This is a genomic window from Streptomyces silvae (assembly GCF_016745505.1).
GTDB classification, from domain to species: Bacteria; Actinomycetota; Actinomycetes; order Streptomycetales; family Streptomycetaceae; genus Streptomyces; species Streptomyces silvae.
The window spans coordinates 1-16,185 of sequence record NZ_JAERUC010000159.1; the positions used below are offsets into that span (position 1 = coordinate 1).

The following is a 16,185-nucleotide window of genomic DNA, read 5'->3' on the forward strand; positions in this document are numbered from 1 at the left end:
ACGACGGTGGGGCCATTCGGCGGCAGCAGGCATGACGTGCGACGATGTGCGGCATGTCGCAGCCGCCCCCCGATCGGAGTAGCGCCCCTCCGCGTCCCCGCCCCGACGCGTCGATGTCGCTGCTGACCACCGTGATGGAACACAGCCTCGACGAGGGGTACGCCGAGGCCTCGGCACGTCGCCGGGCGGAGGGCGGCGAGGGGATGCCGCGCACCCTCAAGGCGAAGCTGGGTCTCGCCGCCGGCCTGGTGCTCGCGGCCCTCGTGGTCACGCTCGGTGCCGCGGAGGCGCAGGTCGCGGCTCCGGTCGTGGCCAAGGAGCGCGAGGAGCTCATCGATCGGGTGAACGCCGAGACCTCCACGGCGGACACGCTCGAGGCGGACGTCGAGAAGCTGCGCAAGGACGTCGGTGAGCGGCAGCGCAAGGCACTCCAGGAGCACGGCGGGGACCAGGGTGGCCTGGTGGCGCTGCTGTCCGGTGCCACCGCCGTCGAAGGCCCCGGCATCAAGCTCGTCGTGGACGACGCGGAGGACACCGACCAGGGCGGTGGCGGTCCCCGTGAGTCCACCGGGTTCGCCGACACCGGGCGCGTACGTGACCGGGACATGCAGCGCGTGGTCAACGGGCTGTGGCAGTCGGGAGCCGAGGCGGTCGCCATCAACGGGCAGCGGCTGACGGCCCTCTCGGCGATCCGTGCGGCGGGCGACGCCATACTGGTCGACAACAGGCCGCTCGTGCCGCCGTACACGGTGCTGGCGGTGGGGGACGGCAAGAAGCTCGCCGACGCCTTCCGGGACAGCGCGGACGGCCAGTATCTTCAGGCGCTGCACGAGAGCTTCGACATCCGCACCAGCATCTCCGAGCAGGAGAAGGTGCGCCTTCCGGCCGCGCCCAGCCTGATCGTACGTACAGCAGAGCCTCAGGCCGCAGACACGGGCAGTGGTGCGGCAGACACAGGGAAGGGCACATCGTGATCGCCGTACTGGGCCTCGTCGTGGGAGTCGTGGTCGGACTGTTGGTCCGGCCCGAAGTGCCGGCGGTGGTCGAGCCCTACCTGCCGATCGCCGTGGTGGCCGCGCTCGACGCCGTCTTCGGCGGTCTGCGGGCCATGCTCGACGGAATCTTCGTGGACAAGGTCTTCGTGGTGTCGTTCCTGTCGAACGTCGTGGTGGCCGCCCTGATCGTCTTCCTCGGCGACAAACTGGGCGTCGGCGCGCAGCTCTCCACCGGTGTGGTGGTCGTGCTCGGCATCCGTATCTTCTCCAACGCCGCGGCCATCCGCCGGCACGTCTTCCGGGCGTGAGGCCGATGAACCACGAACAGAACCCGGACGACGCACAGCAGCCCGGCAACGAGCCGAGGCCCGGTGCCGGGCGCTCCTCCGGCCCGCTGCCGGCCGAGGCGCCCCCTCCCGGCGCCGCACCGCCCCGGCCGGCCCCGCCCGAGGAGGAGGTCTCCGGCCGTCAGCGGCTGCGGGCGGGCCTCTGGCCGCCCAGGGTGAGCAGGGCCCAACTGATCGTGGCGCTCCTGCTGTTCGTCCTCGGCCTGGGGCTGGCGATCCAGGTCAGGTCGAACAGCGACAACAGCGCCCTGCGCGGGGCCCGCCAGGAGGACTTGGTCCGCATCCTCGACGAGCTGGACAACCGCACCCAGCGCCTGGAGGACGAGAAGCAGCGCCTCGACGACCAGCGCACGGAGCTGGAGAACAGCTCCGACCAGGCGGAGGAGGCCCGTAAGCAGACGCTCGAGAAGGAGCGGCAGCTCGGTATCCTGGCGGGTACCGTCGCCGCGCACGGCCCCGGCATCACCCTGACCATCAGCGACCCGGTCGGCGCGGTGGAGCCCGACATGCTGCTGGACACCATCCAGGAGCTGCGCGCGGCGGGTGCCGAGGCCATCGAGATCGACGGTGTGCGGGTCGTCGCGAACACATACTTCTCCGGTGACGGGGGAGAGTTGAAAGTCGACGGCCGGAAGATCGAGGCTCCTTACGAGTTCAAGGTCATCGGCAAGCCGCAGGACCTGGAGCCGGCGCTGAACATCCCCGGCGGTGTGGTGCAGACGCTGGAGAAGGAGCAGGCCACGGCGGAGGTGACGCGTGCCGACGACATCGTCGTGGACGCCTTGCGACCGGCGAAGCAGCCTGATTACGCTCGGTCGTCGTCCCGGTGAGGGGGCGCCGCGCGGGGCTCTCGGGAGACGGGCGTCAGGTTGCGGGGGGTCGGCGCAACGGATCGGTGACGCGTGGTGGAAACTGTCGGGTGGATACGGACGTTGTGAAGATGTCCGGGTCGGCAGGTGTGTTCATTCAGGGTTCGTCCTGCCCCACGGGCGGGTCTATTTCGGTCAAGGGGAAACGCCCGTGAAGTTGTTTGCGAAGTTGTTCGGAAAGAGCGCCCGCGAGGACAGCAACAGCGCTGCCCGCCACCGCGCTCCACGTCAGGGCGCCGAGGAGCAGGGCTCGGAGCGCCCGCTCTTCCGCGACGAGGTCGACGGAGCGGCCGGCGGGTCCGGCGCGTCGTCCGTTGACCCCGGTGGTGCGGGACGCATAGGTTTCGGGGAACCATCGACCTCAAGTACGGGTGGAGGGTTCGCCCCCGCTCCGGAGGGCTCGTCCATGCCGGTTTGTACGAGGTGCGGGCATCGCAATGCCGAGGCCAGCCGTTTCTGTTCCAACTGCGGCGCGCCGCTGAGGGGCGGAGTGCCCGAACGCGCCTCCGAGACGACCTCGACGATCTCGATCTCCGGTATCGAGGCGTACGAGGCCGAGGCGACGGGCCAGACGGCCGTTCCCTCGCTCTCCCCGGAGGCCCAGGCGGCGGTCGACGCCCTGCCTGCGGGTTCCGCGCTGCTGGTGGTGCGACGCGGCCCGAACTCCGGCAGCCGCTTCCTGCTCGACGGCGACCTCACCACGGCCGGCCGTCACCCGCAGAGCGACATCTTCCTCGACGACGTGACCGTGTCGCGGCGTCATGTGGAGTTCCGCAGGAGTCCGGACGGTAGTTTCACCGTGGGCGACGTCGGCAGCCTCAACGGCACCTACGTCAACCGCGAGCGCATCGATTCCGTCGCGCTGACCAACGGCGACGAAGTCCAGATCGGGAAGTACCGGCTGGTCTTCTACGCCAGCCAGCGGGGCGTGTGACCCTCCCCCGGACTCCGTCCGGGGGGACACCCCCAGGAAGGCCCATGCTGCGAACACCGACAGGCGGTGCCGGCCACGGCACCGCCGCCGCGGGCGAGCGCGCGATGAGCATCGGCACGGTGCTTCTGCAGCTGCGCGACGAATTCCCCGAAGTCACCATCTCCAAGATCCGCTTCCTGGAGACGGAGGGGCTCATCGAGCCCCAGCGGACACCGTCGGGCTACCGGAAGTTCAGCCCTGCCGATGTCGACCGGCTGGCGCAGGTCCTGCGTATGCAGCGGGACCACTACCTGCCGCTCAAGGTCATCCGTGAGCACCTGGAGGCCCTGGCGCGGGGTGAGCAGGTGGCGCTGCCCCCAGGGGGCGGTCAGAGCGATCCTGGCGGCGCCCTGCGGGACCAGGACCCGGGACAGGCCACAGCCACCCGGATCGGACGCGCGGAGCTCCTGGCGGCCACCGAGGCCACCGAGGAGCAGCTCGACGAGTGGGAGTCGTACGGGCTGATCGTGCCCGCCGCGGGCGGGAGCTACGACGCCGAGGCGGTGACCGTGGCACGGCTGGTGGCGGATCTGGGCAGATTCGGTCTGGAACCTCGGCATCTGCGGGCCGTCAAGGCGGCCGCGGAGCGCGAGGCGGGGCTGGTCGAGCAGGTGGTCGCGCCCCTGCGCCGGCACCGGAATCCGCAGACCAGAGCCCATGCGGAGTCCACCGCGAGGGAGCTCGCGGACCTCTCCGTGCGGCTCCACGCGGCCCTCATGCAGACCGCTCTGAAGGCGACCTTCCACTGAGGTCGGAGGAGCCCGACTATCCAAACATGGCGGGCACGTCCTAGGGTTGCTGTGTGAACGAGCTCGACGTTGTGGGTGTCCGGGTGGAAATGCCCTCCAACCAACCGATCGTGCTCCTGCGTGAAGTGGGAGGCGACCGGTACCTCCCTATTTGGATCGGCCCTGGGGAAGCGACCGCGATCGCCTTCGCCCAGCAGGGCATGGCTCCGGCCAGGCCGCTGACCCATGATCTCTTCAAGGACGTGCTCGAGGCCGTGGGCCAGGAGCTCACGGAGGTCCGCATCACGGACCTGCGGGAAGGGGTCTTCTACGCGGAGCTGGTCTTTGCCAGCGGGGTCGAGGTGAGCGCGCGGCCGTCCGACGCCATAGCGCTCGCCCTGCGCACCGGTACGCCGATCTACGGCAGTGACGGGGTGCTGGACGACGCGGGAATCGCCATCCCCGACGAGCAGGAGGACGAGGTGGAGAAGTTCCGCGAGTTCCTCGACCAGATCTCGCCGGAGGACTTCGGGACGAACAGCCAGTAGGACCGTCCGCGGTGGCGGTGTCAGCGCATCCGACAAGCCGTTCCCGGAAATCAGTCGCGGGAAACCACCCTCAGGGTGATTATCACTCGGCGTGCCGAGTGTGGCGATCGTTGACGCACCCCTGGTGACTGCCTACCTTCGAGGTGGCAGGTCAAGGACGGAGGTCGGCGTGAGAAGCAGCGGCGACGGTACGGCTGAGGGTGGGCCGTACCGGCAGCACGGCAGTGCGGCCGACCACTCCATCAGACAGCCGGTTCAGCCGGCAGTGGTGGCAGCGGACGGTGTGGCAGTGGCAGGGGACATCGGTTATCGGGGGCCCACAGCGTGCGCGGCGGCCGGGATCACCTACCGACAGCTCGACTACTGGGCGCGTACGGGACTCGTGGAGCCGAGCGTGCGTCCGGCGTACGGGTCGGGGACGCAGCGTCTCTACAGTTTCCGTGACGTGGTCCTCCTCAAGATCGTCAAGCGGTTCCTGGACACGGGGGTCGCTCTGCAGAACATCCGGACCACCGTGCAGCATCTCAGAGCGCGTGGATTCACGGATCTGGAGCGGATGACCCTGATGAGTGACGGGGCCACGGTCTACGAGTGCTCCTCGCCCGACGAGGTCGTCAGCCTGCTCCAGGGTGGTCAGGGCGTCTTCGGCATCGCCGTCGGCGTCGTCTGGCGGGATGTGGACGCGGCCCTGTCGCAGCTCCACGGGGAGCGTGTCGACACGGGGGAGACGCTCATCGGCCACAACCCCGCCGACGAGCTGGCACGGCGGCGCAATCGCGCGGGCTGATCCACCGGGGCACGGCGTGACGCGTGCGCGGGGTGGGGCGGTTGTCAGTGGCGTAGGGCAGCATCGGTCCTTGTGAGAGCCGCGCCCACCATCCTGCATCTGGACATGGATGCCTTCTACGCCTCTGCGGAGCAGGCGGCGAAGCCGAGCCTGCGCGGCAAGCCGGTGGTGGTGGGCGGCCTCGGGATGCGCGGCGTGGTCGCCACCGCGTCGTACGAGGCGCGCCGGCTCGGCGTGCACTCGGCGATGCCGATGGCACAGGCGCGGCGGCTCGCGCCCAACGCGGCGTATCTCGTCCCGCGCTTCGCGCTCTACCGGACGGTGAGCGACCAGGTGATGGAGCTGCTGGGGCGGCTGTCACCCCTGGTCGAGCCGCTCAGCCTCGACGAGGCCTTCGTCGACCTGGAGGCCGGCGGCGTCGCCGACGACTCGGCGTCCGCGCGGGCGATCGGCGGGCAGCTGCGCACCGTGATCAGAGCGGTCACCGGACTCAGTGGTTCCGTCGGTCTGGCGGGTTCCAAGATGCTGGCGAAGATCGCCTCCGAGGAGGCGAAACCGGACGGGCTGCTGCTGATCGAGCCCGGCACCGAGCGGGAGCTCCTGGCCCCCATGTCCGTGCGCATCCTCCCCGGAGTGGGACCCGCGACGGGCGACCATCTCCGGCGGGCCGGGATGACCCTCGTCAGTCACCTGGCGGAGGCGGGCGAGGCGGAGCTCGTGCGGCTCCTCGGGAAGGCCCACGGTGTCGCCCTCCACCGCATGGCGCAGGGCTACGACGACCGTCCCGTCGTAGCCGAGCGGGATGCCAAGTCCGTGTCGGTCGAGGACACCTTCGACGTGGACCTGCACGACCGGGTGCGCGTCAGGACGGAGGTGGAGCGGCTCGCGGACCGGTGTGTGCAGCGGCTGCGGGGCGCCGGCCGGTCCGGGCGGACCGTCGTCCTCAAGGTGCGCCGCTACGACTTCTCCACGCTCACCAGGTCCGAGACGCTGCGTGGGCCCACCGACGACCCCACGGTGGTCAGGGAGGCCGCCGCACGGCTCCTGGAGGCCGTGGACACGACGGGCGGGGTCCGGCTGCTCGGGGTCGGTGTCACGGGGCTGGCGGACTTCACGCAGGAGGACCTCTTCGCGCAGGCCGCCGACGCCGAACACGCGGCGGCCGAGCACGCCGCGGCGGAGCATGCGGCGGCCGAGCACGCCGCCGGGGAGTCCGCCGACGCCGCCGTGGGCCCGGCGGACGCGCGGGACGGCACTGTGGCGGAGCGCGCCGGGGCGGACGCCCGGGAGAGCGAGGAGCAACTGGCCGCGCGGCGCTGGCCGGCCGGGCACGACGTACGCCACGACGTCCACGGCCACGGCTGGGTGCAGGGCAGCGGTGTCGGCCGGGTCACCGTGCGCTTCGAGGAGCCCTGGACGCCGCCCGGCCGGGTGCGGACCTTCCGGATCGACGATCCGCAGCTCCAGCCGGCCGAGCCGCTGCGGCTGGTGCGGGACCCGGTGGACTACTCCTCGTGGCCGGCGAGCTTGCCGAAGTCCCTGTCGGCGGCCGGGCCGGGCGAGGGGGAGGCGTCCAGTCCGTAATGGCGGTAGAGCTGCAGTTCCTGCTCGGGGGAGAGGTGGCGGCCCACGCCGAAATCCGGGGCGTCCTTGATGAGGGCCCGCTCGAAGGGGATGACGAGGGCGCCGTCGACGACCTCGCTCGGCTCCAGCGGGACGAAGGCGTCCCTGGTGAAGAGTCCGGTGCGTACGGCGGCCCACTCGGGGACCCCGGTGGCGTCGTCGAGATAGACCTCGTCCACCGTTCCGATCTTGGCACCTTGACGGTCGAAGGCCTTGCGGCCGATCAGGCTGCGCGGATCGATGTCGGTCTGCACGGTGCCTCCCACTGGTCACGACGGCATCAGGTGGTCGCGGCTGCTCCACAGGCACTACGAAAGGCCAGATCCGGGCAGTCGGCCACTCGAGACGGCCCGCCCCGACCCCGCTGGTAGGCTGGAACACGGCTGCTGACCCTGTGCGGGAGAGTCCTCCGGAGCGATCCGGAGGCGCCGAAGGAGCAACTCCTCCCCGGAATCTCTCAGGCCCCCGTACCGCACGGACGAGGTCACTCTGGAAAGCAGGGCGGGATCCGTGCGGCACACGCCGTGGCGGGCACCGCCCTCACCGACGGTGAAAGCCGGTGCGCCCCCCGGGCGTCCCGGTGAAGCTCTCAGGTCGAGATGACAGATGGGGAGGCCGTTCGGGCAGCCACGCCGTGGCGCCCCTCGCAGGTCGTCACAGACCAGGAGGCCTCCATCATGACCCCCCGTCGCACTCCGCTCTCCCAGCTGGAGCAGGGCATTCCGTTCGAGCAGCGCCACATCGGGCCCGATGCCGAGGCGCAGGCGAAGATGCTCGCCCAGGTCGGCTACGGCTCCCTCGACGAGCTCACCGCCGCAGCCGTGCCCGACGTGATCAGGAGTGCCGAGGCGCTGAACCTGCCCGAGGCGCGCACCGAGGCCGAGGTCCTGGCCGAGCTGCGCAGCCTCGCCGACCGCAACCAGGTGCTCGCACCGATGATCGGCCTCGGCTACTACGGCACGTTCACCCCGCCGGTGATCCTGCGCAACGTCATGGAGAACCCCGCCTGGTACACGGCCTACACGCCGTACCAGCCGGAGATCTCCCAGGGGCGGCTCGAGGCCCTCCTGAACTTCCAGACGATGGTCGCCGACCTCACCGGCCTGCCCACCTCGGGCGCCTCGCTCCTCGACGAGGGCACGGCCGCCGCCGAGGCCATGGCGCTCGCACGGCGGGTCGGCAAGGTCAAGGGCGGGGTCTTCCTGGTCGACGCCGACACCCTGCCGCAGACCGTCGCGGTGATCCGGACCCGCGCCGAGCCGACCGGTGTCGAGGTCGTCGTCGCCGACCTCACCGACGGCATCCCCGCGGAGATCGCCGAACGCGGTGTCTTCGGCGTCCTGCTCCAGTACCCGGGCGCCTCCGGTGCCGTGCGCGACATCAAGCCCGTCATCGAGCAGGCGCACGAACTGGGCGCCATCGTCTCCGTCGCCGCCGACCTGCTGGCCCTGACGCTGCTCACCTCGCCCGGCGAGCTGGGCGCCGACATCGCCGTGGGCACCACCCAGCGCTTCGGCGTCCCGATGGGCTTCGGCGGACCGCACGCCGGCTTCATGGCCGTACGCGAGAAGTTCGCCCGCAGCCTGCCCGGCCGTCTGGTCGGTGTCTCCGTCGACGCGGACGGCGACAAGGCCTACCGGCTGGCGCTCCAGACCCGTGAGCAGCACATCCGCCGCGAGAAGGCCACCAGCAACATCTGCACCGCCCAGGTGCTGCTCGCCGTGATGGCCGGCATGTACGCCGTCTACCACGGGCCCGAGGGGCTGCGGACGATCGCCCGGCGCACCCACCGGTTCGCCGCCCTCCTGGCCGAGGGCCTGCGGGCCGCCGGTACCGAGGTCGTGCACGACGCGTACTTCGACACCCTCACCGTCCGTGTGCCGGGCGGGGCGGCCGGCGTGGTCGCCGATGCGCGTGAGCGCGGGGTCAACCTCCGGCTCGTCGACGCCGACCATGTCTCCGTCGCCTGCGACGAGACCACCACCCGCACCCGGATCGCCTCCGTCTGGGCGGCCTTCGGGACCAGCGGTGACATCGAGGCGCTGGACGAGGTGACGGCCGACGCGCTCCCCGAGGGACTCCTGCGCGGCGACGCCGTCCTCACCCACCCGGTCTTCCACCAGCACCGCTCCGAGACCGCGATGCTGCGCTACCTGCGCAAGCTCGCGGACAAGGACTACGCGCTGGACCGCGGCATGATCCCGCTGGGCTCCTGCACCATGAAGCTCAACGCGACCGCCGAGATGGAGGCGATCACCTGGCCCGAGTTCGGCGCGCTGCACCCCTTCGCGCCGGCCGAGCAGGCGCAGGGCTTCCTCACCCTCATCCGTGAGCTGGAGGAGCGCCTCGCCGAGGTCACCGGCTACGACGCCGTGTCCATCCAGCCCAACGCCGGCTCCCAGGGCGAGTTCGCCGGCCTGCTGGCCGTACGGGCGTACCACCGGGCCAACGGCGACGACCAGCGCACCGTCTGTCTGATCCCGTCCTCCGCGCACGGCACCAACGCCGCGAGCGCCGTGATGGCCGGCATGAAGGTCGTCGTGGTGAAGACCGCCGACGACGGCGAGGTCGACATAGAGGATCTCCGGGCCAAGATCGCGGCCCACCGCGACGAGCTCGCCGTCCTCATGATCACCTACCCGTCCACGCACGGAGTCTTCGAGGAGCACGTCGCCGACATCTGCGGCGAGGTGCACGACGCCGGCGGCCAGGTGTACGTGGACGGCGCCAACCTCAACGCGCTGGTCGGTCTCGCCAAGCCGGGGCACTTCGGCGGCGACGTCTCCCACCTGAACCTGCACAAGACCTTCTGCATCCCGCACGGCGGCGGCGGCCCGGGTGTCGGTCCGGTCGGGGTGCGCGCCCACCTGGCGCCGTACCTCCCCAACCACCCGCTCCAGCCCGCCGCGGGCCCGGAGACGGGCGTCGGCCCGATCTCGGCCGCTCCGTGGGGCTCCGCCGGCATCCTGCCGATCTCCTGGGCGTACGTACGACTCATGGGGGGCGAGGGCCTCAAGCGTGCGACGCAGGTCGCCGTACTCGCGGCCAACTACATCGCCAAGCGCCTCGAACCGCACTTCCCGGTCCTCTACAACGGCCCGGCCGGTCTGGTCGCGCACGAGTGCATCGTGGACCTGCGGCCGATCTCCAAGGCGACCGGCGTCAGCATCGACGACATCGCCAAGCGGCTGATCGACTACGGCTTCCACTCGCCGACCATGTCCTTCCCGGTGGCCGGGACGCTCATGATCGAGCCGACGGAGAGCGAGGACCTGGCCGAGCTCGACCGGTTCTGCGACACGATGATCGCCATCCGCGGCGAGATCGACAAGGTCGCCTCCGGTGAGTGGAGCGCGGACGACAACCCGCTGCGCAACGCCCCGCACACGGCCGCGGCGCTGGGCGGCGAGTGGGCCCACGGCTACACCCGTGAGGAGGCGGTCTTCCCGGCCGGCGTCACGCCCGCGGAGAAGTACTGGCCGCCGGTGCGCCGGATCGACGGTGCGTTCGGCGACCGCAACCTGGTCTGCTCCTGCCCGCCGCTGGACGAGTACGACCAGTAGGGGGGCCGGACACGCGTCGGGGCCGGTGCGGAGAATTCTCCGGGCCGGCCCCCGTGTTCCGTGCGCCGCGGTCAGGCGGCCTTCATCACCTGGCCGCTCCTCAGCGGGCGGTGCGGAGCGATGATCTGCCCGTCCGGGAGCAGTTCGCCGGTGTCCTCGAAGAGCAGGACGCCGTTGCACAACAGGCTCCAGCCCTGTTCCGGGTGGTGGGCCATCAGGCGTGCGGCTTCCCGGTCGTTGGAGTCGGCGGTCGGGCAGGGTGGCTGGTGCTGGCACATGGGTGGGTTCTTTCGCTGCGTCGATTCGAGTGTCCTGCGGCTGGACGAGGTGTTCATGGCCGCCCCCGTATCAAGTCGGTCCGGTCCCAGTGTTGCCCTACGGACGTCTTCCCGCAGGGATTTCGCGGCAGCTGCTGTTCTCCTCCCATGACGCGTCACCCGGCCGGACGGTTCGATCCAACTGGGCTGTCCGTTCGGATGGTTCGGGGTGACCTGACCGGACTAGTCCGGACGGGTACGGGCGCGCCCCCGCCGAGCAGCTCGGCGGGGGCGGGTGAGGCGAGGTGTCAGGCGGGCGACCCGAGGAGCCCGGGGAGCTCGGGCAGGTCCTGCAGAGGCGCCGGGGTGACACGGAGTGTCATGACCGGGAGCAGGTCCGCGACCCGGTGCGGGCGATGGGCCGTGATGCCCGGGGGAGCGGGTGCCAGGGGCACCAGCACATCGGTCGGGGCGAGTGCCCCGCCGCCCGCGTCGGCCTCGGTGTCGTGGTGCAGCCACAGCGTGAACATGTACAGCTCGGGTACCGACAGCAGTCGCGGCTGGTAGGGCGTCGTCGTCGACTCCGCCTGGCGTACGGCGAGTTCGGTGGAGACGATGTACGGGCCCTCGAAGAAGTGCGAGAAGGTCCAGCCGTCGGCGGTGAGCATGGTGTCCGCGGCGGCGACGGCGCGCTCACCGCTGCGGATCAGGAAGCGCCAGCCGGCGAGGCGGGTGCGCGGCGCCGCCTCGTTCGGCACGATCCGGTCCAGGACGTGGACCGGAAGCGGGAGTTCGGGGCTCAGTGATCCCTGGACGGACCGGAGAGCGGGCGTATGGGCCTCGCGGACGGCGGTCGGAGAACCGAGTGCCGCGAGAACGCTGCGCAGTGCGGGCGCGGGAGCCGGGGAAACATGCAGCGGCATGGTGGGTCGCCTCTCACTTCGGAGACACGGTGGTGCGTGGGCGGGTGCAGACGGCGCTGTCGGCGTGCGGGGCCAGAGGAAGGCCGGTGACGGGGCGGACGGGGCCGGTGCGTCAACTCTCTGCCTCGTCCGCAGAGTTTATACGACAAATGTTCACACGGTGTTTCGGCTACCTGTCCCGCATATTGCCCGCAAGGCGCATTTCGGCCTTTGAATTGCGTGGTTTCTGTGGATTGGGGCCGTCGCCGACCCGTGCTGCCAGGTGCTTTCCCTGCGCGGCGGTAGGCTGAAACTCATCGGTGTTTCCACCGTGCAACCCGGCCGGGCAAACTGCATATGCCCCATGCCTTCGGAATGTGCCTCCGGCTTCGGTCACCAGACTACTGGGTGCCAGTCGGCCGTGGGGGCGTTACGGATCATCTCGGCGGGGCATTATCGATCGTGATACGAGCGGCCTGTGCCGCGGGCCGCCCACTCGAGGAGGGACCCTTCGATGGGCGAGAAGGTCGTGGCGGGTGCCTTTGCCGCGTCCGATCGGCAGGCGTACCGCGAGAAGCTCACCCAGTGCCTGGCGGGGCTGGAGAGGCTCCTGTCGGAGCGGAGGTTCGATCGCCCCAGGAATCTCATGGGGCTGGAGATCGAGCTGAATCTCGCGGGGTCGGACGGCATGCCGAGGATGCGGAATGCGGAGGTGCTCCAGCGCATCGCCAGCCGGGATTTTCAGACGGAACTGGGGATGTTCAACCTGGAAGTAAATATTCTTCCCCACCGGCTGAGCGGCCGGGTTTTCGATCAGCTGGCCGAGGAGTTGCGTACGGGGCTCGCATATGCGCACCGGAAGGCCGCGGAGGTCGACGCCGGGATCGTGATGATCGGCATCCTGCCGACCCTCGGCCGGGACGACGTGGTTTCGGCGAACCTGTCGGACGTCGACCGCTACACGCTCCTGAACGACCAAATGGCGGCCGCGCGCGGCGAGGAATTCGTCCTCGATATCGAGGGCGTCGAGCGATTGGTCTCGACCTCTGCCTCGATCGCTCCCGAATCGGCGTGCACCTCGGTCCAGTTGCACCTCCAGGTGACACCGGACCGCTTCGCGGACGTCTGGAACGCGGCGCAGGCGATCGCCTCCGTACAGATCGCCCTCGGGGCCAACTCGCCCTTCCTGTTCGGCAAGGAGCTGTGGCGCGAGTCCAGGCCGCCGCTGTTCCAGCAGGCCACGGACGTGCGGCCGCCCGAGCTGCGGAACCAGGGGGTGCGCCCCAGGACGTGGTTCGGGGAGCGCTGGATCGGTTCGGCGTACGAGCTCTTCGAGGAGAACGTGCGCTACTACCCGCCCCTGCTGCCGATCTGCGACGAGGAGGATCCGCTGCGGGTCCTCGACGCGGGGGGCGTGCCGAACCTCGCCGAGCTCGTCCTGCACAACGGCACGGTCTACCGGTGGAACCGGCCGGTGTACGGGCTGGCCGACGGCGTGCCCCACCTCAGGGTGGAGAACCGGGTGCTGCCCGCCGGCCCCACGGTCATCGACGTCATCGCCAACGCGGCCTTCTACTACGGGCTGGTGCGCGCGCTCGCCGACGAGTCCCGTCCGGTGTGGAACAGGCTGCCCTTCGACGCGGCGGCCGAGAACTTCGACGCCGCGTGCCGCCACGGGATCGACGCCGAGCTGCTCTGGCCGCGCCCCGGACGTTCCGGCGGCGTGGCGAAGGTGCCCGCCGTCAAGCTCGTACGGGACGAACTGCTGCCGCTCGCGGCCGCCGGGCTCGACGCCTGGAACATCGAGCCCTCGGACCGTGACCGCTACCTCGGCGTCATCGAGGAGCGCTGCCGGCTGCGTGCCAACGGGGCCTCCTGGCAGGTCGACACCTATCACCGCGCCCTGGAGGCGGGTCTCGAACGGGAGGGCGCGCTCGCGGCGACCACCCGGCGCTATGGCGAGCTGATGCAGGTGGGTGAACCGGTGCACACCTGGCCCATCGGATTCCCCGCCCCCTGAGGAGGTCGCCGCCCGGTGTCCCGCCGCACCGGCCCCGTCGGGCAAGCTATGACGACGCATGGCTGACGACAGGAGTGCAGGTGGAGGCGGGGCGCGTGGCTGAATCCATTCCTCATGAGGAGGTGTCCCGGCGGATCCTCCGCTCGGAGACGCTGCTCGTGCTGGCCCTCTCGCTGGGGGCCAGCGGGGTCTCCGCCCTGATCAGCTTCATCGGGTCGCTGACCAAGCCGGGAGGCCTCAAGGACCAGGCGGCGACGCTGAACGGGTCGTACGCCCCGGGGCGGCCGTGGCTGGACCTGGCCTGGCAGCTGTTCGGCATCGCCTCGGCCCTGGTGCCGGTCGCGCTGGTGGCGCACCTGCTGATCCGGGAGAAAGCCGGTCTGCGGACCCTCGGCCTCGACCGCACCAGGCCCGGGACGGACCTGGGCCGGGGCACCCTGGTCGCGGCGGGGATCGGCAGCGCGGGGCTGGCGTTCTACCTGGTGGCCCGGACCGCGGGCTTCAACCTCACGGTGGTCCCGGAGTCGCTGCCGGACGTGTGGTGGAAATTCCCCGTACTGATCCTCTCCGCGGTGCAGAACTCCCTCGTGGAGGAGGTCATCGTCGTCGGCTACCTGCTGCGGCGGCTGGGCCAGCTGGGCTGGACGCCGATGGCCGCCCTGGTGGCGAGCTCCGTGCTGCGCGGCTCGTACCACCTGTACCAGGGGATCGGCGGCTTCATCGGGAACATGGTCATGGGCGTCGTCTTCGTGCTGCTGTACAGGCGATGGGGGCGGGTCGGGCCGCTGGTCGTCGCGCACGCCCTGCTCGACATCGGGGCGTTCGTCGGATACGCGCTGCTCGCGGGGAAGGTGGGCTGGCTGCCCACCCCGTGACCCGGCGGCCCGGCCCCGCAGCGCTCAGAGGCCGGTGAGCAGCTCCCCCTCGATCACCGTGACAGCACCGCCGGTCAGGAGCGTGCGCTCGCCGCGCAGCGATGTGCGGACCAGGCCCGAGCGGGCGGAGGCCTGGAGGCCGACGAGGTCGTCACGGCCGAGCCTGGCCGACCAGAACGGGGCCAGGGCGGTGTGGGCGCTGCCGGTCACCGGGTCCTCGTCGATGCCCACCCCGGGGAAGAAGCCGCGCGAGACGAAGTCGTACGAGCTCGCGGGGTCCTCGGCGGCAGCCGTGGCGATGACGCCCCGCCGGGAGCAGGAGACGAGCGCGCGGAAGTCCGGCTCCAGGGCCCGTACGGTCGCTTCGTCGGCCAGCTCCACCAGGAGGTCCCCGACGTGTTCCCCCGTGTCGTGGAGGGAGAGCGGTGACGCACCGAGCGCGTCATCCAGACCGGGTGGGGCGGCCACGGGTGACAGCGGCGCCGTGGGGAAGTCCAGCGTCAGGGTGCCGTCGTCATGGGCGGTGGTACGCAGGACGCCGGCGCGGGTCGTGTGGCGCACCGTCCCGCTCGCGGCTCCGGACGTGTGCAGCACATGAGCGGTGGCGAGCGTCGCGTGCCCGCAGAGATCGACCTCGGTGGTGGGGGTGAACCAGCGCAGCGCCCAGTCCGCCTCGCGGCCCAGTGGCAGCGGATGGGCGAAGGCCGTCTCCGAGAGGTTGACCTCGGAGGCGATGCGCTGGAGGCGGTCCGCCCCGGGGAAGGCCGGGGCGTCCAGGATCACGACTCCGGCGGGGTTGCCGGCGAACGGCCGGTCGGTGAACGCGTCGACGATGCGGATCTTCATGAGCCGACCGTAGACAGGGCCGTTCCGCGCGGTCCAAGGCCAATTCCGGGTACGCGGCTCGGCGCCGCCCGGCTCGTTCGCCCGCCTCGGGGACGCTCGGGGCGCTCAGGGCGTTTCGGGTGCTTCGGGTGCTCCTGGTGTTTCGGGCTTCCGGGCGAAGAAGGTGCCGGCCGCCCTCCTCGCTCCTTCGCCGGGTTCCTCCAACAGGCGTGCGGTGACGACGAGTCCGGCCTCGCCCAGGAGGGTGGCGATGCGGTCGGGCGGCAGCAGATGGGACTCGTAGGACACGGGGTTGCCGCCGTATGCCTGCGTCGGGCGCAGGATCTCGCCGTCCCCCACGTGGCCGGCCATCATCAGGTGGCCTCCGGGTGCGAGTGCGCGTGTGAACTGGGCGAACACCACCGGCAGCAGCTCTGCCGGCGTGTGGTGGACCGAGTAGTAGGCCAGGATGCCGCCGAGTTCGCCGTCCTCGACCGGTAGCGCGGTCATCGAACCCACGGCGAAGTCCAGGCCGGGGTAGGCCTGCCGGGCCAGCTCGATCATCTTCGGGGACAGGTCGACACCGAGGACGGACAGATCCAGCCCGGCCAGATACGCCGTGACCTTGCCGGGCCCGCATCCCAGGTCCGCGACCGGCCCACGCCCCGCCGTACGGACGACCTCGGCGAACGAGCCCAGCAGCCCGCGTGACAGCGGGTCGAGCTCCGCGGGGGCCTTGACGAATGCCGCGTAGTCGGCGGCGACGGTGTCGTACGACTCCCGGACCGCCGCGAGATAGGAAGGCTCAGTCATGCGGGTGACCCTAGAGGGTGTTTCGTCCCGTTGTTTCATCCCTGATTGCGCGGTTGCGGA

General features: G+C 70.8%; 16 protein-coding genes and 1 riboswitch. Of the genes, 11 read left to right on the forward strand and 5 right to left on the reverse strand.

Annotation, left to right across the window (positions count from 1 at the left end):
* Positions 1 to 53 precede the first annotated feature (53 nt).
* The 8 genes from JKV81_RS25100 to JKV81_RS25135 all read left to right on the forward strand — a co-directional run bounded on the left by JKV81_RS25100 (position 54) and on the right by JKV81_RS25135 (position 6,831).
* The gene (locus JKV81_RS25100; RefSeq protein ID WP_164992664.1) at positions 54 to 974 is read left to right on the forward strand and encodes a DUF881 domain-containing protein; all 921 of its coding nucleotides are present in this window, start codon (positions 54 to 56) and stop codon (positions 972 to 974) included.
* Positions 971 to 1,303, forward strand: coding sequence for a small basic family protein (locus tag JKV81_RS25105; protein WP_003970459.1), 333 nt, complete (start codon positions 971 to 973; stop codon positions 1,301 to 1,303). Before JKV81_RS25100 ends, JKV81_RS25105 begins: the two co-directional genes overlap by 4 nt.
* A gap of 5 nt (positions 1,304 to 1,308) precedes the next feature.
* Positions 1,309 to 2,172, forward strand: a complete 864-nt coding sequence (locus JKV81_RS25110; RefSeq protein ID WP_129261189.1) for a DUF881 domain-containing protein — start codon at positions 1,309 to 1,311, stop codon at positions 2,170 to 2,172.
* Positions 2,173 to 2,362: 190 nt separating this feature from the next.
* A complete protein-coding gene (locus JKV81_RS25115) occupies positions 2,363 to 3,145 on the forward strand; it encodes an FHA domain-containing protein (protein ID WP_129261187.1) in 783 nt (260 codons plus the stop codon).
* A gap of 44 nt (positions 3,146 to 3,189) precedes the next feature.
* Positions 3,190 to 3,933 (forward strand): transcriptional regulator FtsR, encoded by a 744-nt coding sequence (ftsR, locus tag JKV81_RS25120; protein WP_129261185.1) that lies wholly within the window; start codon positions 3,190 to 3,192, stop codon positions 3,931 to 3,933.
* 53 nt (positions 3,934 to 3,986) lie between these two features.
* Complete coding sequence (locus JKV81_RS25125; protein WP_006123076.1) at positions 3,987 to 4,460, forward strand: bifunctional nuclease family protein; 474 nt, start codon at positions 3,987 to 3,989, stop codon at positions 4,458 to 4,460.
* A gap of 241 nt (positions 4,461 to 4,701) precedes the next feature.
* Positions 4,702 to 5,247, forward strand: coding sequence for a MerR family transcriptional regulator (locus JKV81_RS25130; RefSeq protein WP_443067318.1), 546 nt, complete (start codon positions 4,702 to 4,704; stop codon positions 5,245 to 5,247).
* 72 nt (positions 5,248 to 5,319) lie between these two features.
* Complete coding sequence (locus tag JKV81_RS25135) at positions 5,320 to 6,831, forward strand: DNA polymerase IV (protein ID WP_202077902.1); 1,512 nt, start codon at positions 5,320 to 5,322, stop codon at positions 6,829 to 6,831.
* Here the strand turns inward: JKV81_RS25135 and JKV81_RS25140 are convergent.
* On the reverse strand, positions 6,753 to 7,124 hold the full coding sequence (locus JKV81_RS25140) for a PRC-barrel domain-containing protein (RefSeq protein WP_124278224.1): 372 nt from the start codon (positions 7,122 to 7,124) through the stop codon (positions 6,753 to 6,755). The two genes, JKV81_RS25135 and JKV81_RS25140, sit on opposite strands and share 79 nt — an antisense overlap.
* A 133-nt stretch (positions 7,125 to 7,257) precedes the next feature.
* A riboswitch (glycine riboswitch) is annotated at positions 7,258 to 7,353 on the forward strand.
* A gap of 194 nt (positions 7,354 to 7,547) precedes the next feature.
* On the opposite strand from JKV81_RS25140, the gene gcvP reads away from it, so the two are divergent.
* Positions 7,548 to 10,433 carry an aminomethyl-transferring glycine dehydrogenase gene (gene gcvP, locus JKV81_RS25145; RefSeq protein ID WP_129261181.1) on the forward strand — a complete coding sequence of 962 codons (2,886 nt, stop codon included), beginning with the start codon at positions 7,548 to 7,550 and terminating at the stop codon, positions 10,431 to 10,433.
* A 71-nt stretch (positions 10,434 to 10,504) separates the two neighbouring features.
* On the opposite strand, the gene JKV81_RS25150 is transcribed toward gcvP, so the two are convergent.
* Both JKV81_RS25150 and JKV81_RS25155 read right to left on the reverse strand, forming a co-directional pair.
* Positions 10,505 to 10,711 (reverse strand): DUF5999 family protein, encoded by a 207-nt coding sequence (locus tag JKV81_RS25150; protein WP_099172167.1) that lies wholly within the window; start codon positions 10,709 to 10,711, stop codon positions 10,505 to 10,507.
* A gap of 287 nt (positions 10,712 to 10,998) precedes the next feature.
* The gene (locus tag JKV81_RS25155; protein WP_202077903.1) at positions 10,999 to 11,613 is read right to left on the reverse strand and encodes a hypothetical protein; all 615 of its coding nucleotides are present in this window, start codon (positions 11,611 to 11,613) and stop codon (positions 10,999 to 11,001) included.
* A 493-nt stretch (positions 11,614 to 12,106) separates the two neighbouring features.
* On the opposite strand from JKV81_RS25155, the gene JKV81_RS25160 reads away from it, so the two are divergent.
* Positions 12,107 to 13,612, forward strand: a complete 1,506-nt coding sequence (locus tag JKV81_RS25160; protein ID WP_124278227.1) for a glutamate-cysteine ligase family protein — start codon at positions 12,107 to 12,109, stop codon at positions 13,610 to 13,612.
* Positions 13,613 to 13,686: 74 nt separating this feature from the next.
* A complete protein-coding gene (locus tag JKV81_RS25165) occupies positions 13,687 to 14,487 on the forward strand; it encodes a CPBP family intramembrane glutamic endopeptidase (protein ID WP_124278228.1) in 801 nt (266 codons plus the stop codon).
* A 24-nt stretch (positions 14,488 to 14,511) separates the two neighbouring features.
* Here JKV81_RS25165 and JKV81_RS25170 read toward each other — a convergent pair whose 3' ends face one another.
* Together JKV81_RS25170 and JKV81_RS25175 are read right to left on the reverse strand one after the other, a co-directional pair.
* Positions 14,512 to 15,333 (reverse strand): PhzF family phenazine biosynthesis protein, encoded by an 822-nt coding sequence (locus tag JKV81_RS25170; RefSeq protein WP_202077904.1) that lies wholly within the window; start codon positions 15,331 to 15,333, stop codon positions 14,512 to 14,514.
* Between the two features lie 105 nt (positions 15,334 to 15,438).
* Positions 15,439 to 16,125, reverse strand: a complete 687-nt coding sequence (locus JKV81_RS25175) for a class I SAM-dependent methyltransferase (protein WP_202077906.1) — start codon at positions 16,123 to 16,125, stop codon at positions 15,439 to 15,441.
* Between the last annotated feature and the right edge of the window lie 60 nt (positions 16,126 to 16,185).